The organism is Streptomyces caeruleatus (assembly GCF_001514235.1).
GTDB classification, from domain to species: Bacteria; Actinomycetota; Actinomycetes; order Streptomycetales; family Streptomycetaceae; genus Streptomyces; species Streptomyces caeruleatus.
On record NZ_KQ948980.1, the window covers coordinates 1 to 859 of the forward strand.

The following is an 859-nucleotide window of genomic DNA, read 5'->3' on the forward strand; positions in this document are numbered from 1 at the left end:
ACTCGAACAGGGTCTCTTCCAGGCTGGGGATCAGCACCGCGTGGGGACTGACCTCCAGGAACGTCCCGTGGCCGGCCGCGGCCAGCACCCGCGTGGTGTCGGCCAGCCGCACCGTCTCCCGCAGGTTGCGGTACCAATACTCCGCGTCCAACTCCTGCGTGCCCGTCAGCTCACCGTTCACCGTGGAGTAGAACTCGACCGCGCTCTCCAGCGGAGTGATCCCGGCCAGCTCCTCCAGCATCTCGTCCCTGAGCTGGTCCACCTGCGCGGAATGCCCCGCGCAGTCCGTACCGATCCGACGGACCCGGAAGCCTTCCGCCTCCCCCGCCGCGATCAGCTCCTCCACCGCCTCGGTGTCGCCCGACAGCACCACCCACGACGGCCCGTTGACCGCCGCGAGCGACAACCGCCCCTCCCACCGGGCGATCAACACCTCCGCCTCGGCCCGGGGCAACTGCACCGACACCATCCCGCCCCGCCCGGCCAACGACCTCGCGAACAGCCGGCTGCGCACCGCCACGATCCTCGCGCCGTCATCCAGCGACAACCCACCCACGACACACGCCGCCGCGATCTCCCCCTGGGAGTGGCCCAGCACGGCGGACGGTGTCACGCCCAGCGACTGCCACAGGTGTGCCAGCGACACCATCACCGCCCACAACACCGGCATCACCACATCAGAAGCCCGCTCCAACGCCTGGGCGTCCCCCAGCATCTCCCACAGGTCCCACTCCACGAACGGGGAGAGCGCCTGGGCGCACTCCCGCATCCGCTCCGCGAAGACGGGCGAGGTGGCCAGCAGTTCCCGCGTCATACCGGCCCACTGCGTGCCCTGACCGGGGAACACGAACACCACACC

General features: G+C 70.3%; 1 protein-coding gene. It reads right to left on the bottom strand.

Annotated elements, in window-relative coordinates; genetic code table 11:
• Positions 1 to 859, bottom strand: an 859-nt coding sequence (locus tag AQJ67_RS44365) for an acyltransferase domain-containing protein (RefSeq protein WP_159058967.1), incomplete at both ends; no start/stop codon positions are given.